Annotated in this window: 4 protein-coding genes; 3 read left to right on the top strand and 1 reads right to left on the bottom strand. The window is 57.8% G+C overall.

Features of this window, described 5'->3' with window-relative positions; translation table 11 throughout:
* Together B2W52_RS13070 and B2W52_RS13065 are read left to right on the top strand one after the other, a co-directional pair.
* Nucleotides 1–358, top strand: a 358-nt coding sequence (locus B2W52_RS13070) for an alkyl sulfatase C-terminal domain-containing protein (protein WP_286803467.1), incomplete at its 5' end; no start/stop codon positions are given.
* A 10-nt stretch (nt 359–368) separates the two neighbouring features.
* Nucleotides 369–1274, top strand: a complete 906-nt coding sequence (locus tag B2W52_RS13065; protein ID WP_273068964.1) for a homocysteine S-methyltransferase family protein — start codon at nt 369–371, stop codon at nt 1272–1274.
* Here the strand turns inward: B2W52_RS13065 and B2W52_RS13060 are convergent.
* Nucleotides 1271–1546 carry a hypothetical protein gene (locus B2W52_RS13060; RefSeq protein WP_273068961.1) on the bottom strand — a complete coding sequence of 92 codons (276 nt, stop codon included), beginning with the start codon at nt 1544–1546 and terminating at the stop codon, nt 1271–1273. The genes B2W52_RS13065 and B2W52_RS13060 overlap by 4 nt on opposite strands.
* Nucleotides 1547–1687: 141 nt before the next feature.
* Here B2W52_RS13060 and B2W52_RS13055 point away from each other — a divergent pair.
* A partial coding sequence (locus B2W52_RS13055) for a LysR family transcriptional regulator (RefSeq protein ID WP_286803465.1) occupies nt 1688–2349 on the top strand: 662 nt, incomplete at its 3' end.

Here is a 2349-nt window from a genome sequence, read left to right as displayed (position 1 = left end):
GCTGCTCAACACGCCGGTGTCACTGTTCTTCGACAGCATGGCGGTGCGTCTGAACGCGGAGGACGCAGAGGGTGAAAACACCACCATCAAGATTTCGTTCACGGATCTGCAGGAAAACTATCTGCTGACACTGCAAAATTCGGTGCTGCACAATCGCCAGGTGGGCGAAGATACTCCGGCTGATGCTACCCTGAGACTGACCCGGCCACTGTTTGTTGATCTGTTGATTGGCCGGGCAGGCCTGAAGAAACTTCTGTTCAGCGATGAGATCAGCTTTGAGGGAAGCAGGCTCGACCTGATAGGCTTTTTCAGCATGCTGGACAAGCCTCAAGGCCGGTTCAATATCGTTACACCCTGACGAGTACACTATGAAATCTGTTGCACTTCTTGATGGCGGCCTCGGCCAGGAAATCTATCGCAGGGCGAGGGAGGTCAGTTCGCCGCTCTGGTCCGTGGCGGTAATGCGTGAACAGCCGGAAGTTGTTACCGATGTCCATGCTGACTTTATCAGGGCGGGCGCCCGTACCCTGACACTGAACACCTATGCGGCAACGCCCACACGACTCGCCAGAGAAGGTCTGGGCGATGAGATCGGGGCGATACACCAGCGGGCGTTCGAGGTATTGGAACGAGCCATCGCAAAAACGGGGGCCACGGTTGATATCGCCGGCTGCCTGCCACCCCTGGTTGGCAGCTATCGGGGCCAGCCCGCCCGGACGTTCGATGATCTGAAGTCGGAGTTCGATATTCTCGTTAAACTGCAGGGCGGCGCAGATGTCTTTCTGATCGAAACCATGACCAACGGCCTTGAGGCGAAGGCCGCCTGTGTCGCTGCCGGTGAATCCGGCAAGCCCTTCGGGGTGGCGTTCCGGCTGGAAACCGATGGCAAGCTCCGGTCTGGAGAAACACTTGCCGAGGCGGTCGAAGCCGTTAAGCCGTTCGGGCCAACGGCCGTTATGCTCAATTGCTGCGATCCTGAGGTGATTTCGCAGGCAATGCCTGAGCTGGCCGGGCTGTTTCCCTGTACAGGCGGTTACGCCAACGCGTTCAAAACCGTTGAGCCAATGGCCGGTGGATCTCTGGTGGATGAACTGGAAGCGAGGCCGGACATTTCCCCGGCGGCCTATGGATTACAGGTAAAGCAGTGGCTGGGAGATGGTGCGAGCGTTGTTGGCGGCTGCTGTGAAATTACACCTGAGCACATCCGCCATCTGGCCGATGTGCTGGCAGGCGATTACGATTTGGTGCCATTCTCTGCCCTTGCCGGCACTTAGCCGGCAAGTCGGGGACTTTTTGTCCTTCGTGCTTCCATGGCGCGCTTGGAGCGACGCGCCTCAATGTATTGCACCGCGTCACTCCTGATGGGAAGGTGCAGGGCGCCTTCCAGATCGTGGCGGTCGTAGCCGAGATCCGACAGCGTGTCATCTTTTTCCTGCAGCAGTGACTGCGCCATACGGCGGAATTTCTGACGCCTGGCATACCCTTCAAACCATGACGTGATTGGCTGCATTGCGGCGCTGGCTTCGTGCTCTGTGCTCTTCTGCATATCTATGGCCCCGACAGTTGGTAAATGGCTGCACCAGCTCGCTTGGAGGTTGTATAACTCGCATACGGGTGCCTTCGGTGATTATTCTGGTCTCCTCTAAGCCTTCAATCAAACGAAAAGAATTTAAGATCTCGTTCAATTATGCTTAAGTCAGACCCGGGCCAGAAAACCGAACCGAGAGGTGTATTCGTGAAGATTCCGTTGCTTGATAACGATGTCCTGAGGAGTTTTGTAGCCATCGCTGAGAGTGGCACCTTCACCAGTGCGGCAAAGGTGGTGCACCGAACGCCGTCGGCTCTGAGTATGCAGATCAAGCAGCTGGAGAAGAACCTGGGCAAAACGCTGTTCATTCGAGAGCCGCGACACGTCACCCTGACTGCCGAGGGTGAGGTTCTGCTCGATTACAGCCGGCGGTTGCTGCGCTTGAACGAGGAAGCTGTCCAGCACTTCCTATCGCCCACCCTTGAGGGAAAAGTCGGTATTGGAACCTCGGACGACGTGGGAACACGGATTCTGCCTGAGGTGCTGGCGGAATTCGCAAGATCCTATCCTGCGGTGCTGGTTGATGTGGTGGTTGGCTCGAGCAAGCAAAACCTGGCTCGCCTGGACGCGGGTGAGCTGGACATGACCCTGGTGACCGTGGCAGACGAGGGTGGCATTACCCGCGGTGAGCTGGTTCATGAAGAGCCGCTGGTGTGGGCCGGGCGGGAAGGGTCATCAGCCTTCCAGCGTTCGCCCCTGCCAATTGCCATGGCTCACGAGGGGTGTGCCTGGCGCCGGATGACGCTTCGGGCGCTGGACAG

The sequence above is a fragment of the Marinobacter sp. UBA2498 genome (genome assembly GCF_002341575.1).
Classification (GTDB): Bacteria; Pseudomonadota; Gammaproteobacteria; order Pseudomonadales; family Oleiphilaceae; genus Marinobacter; species Marinobacter manganoxydans.
Note: the sequence above shows the minus strand (reverse complement) of the source record. Positions and strands in the feature narration are given on the sequence as shown.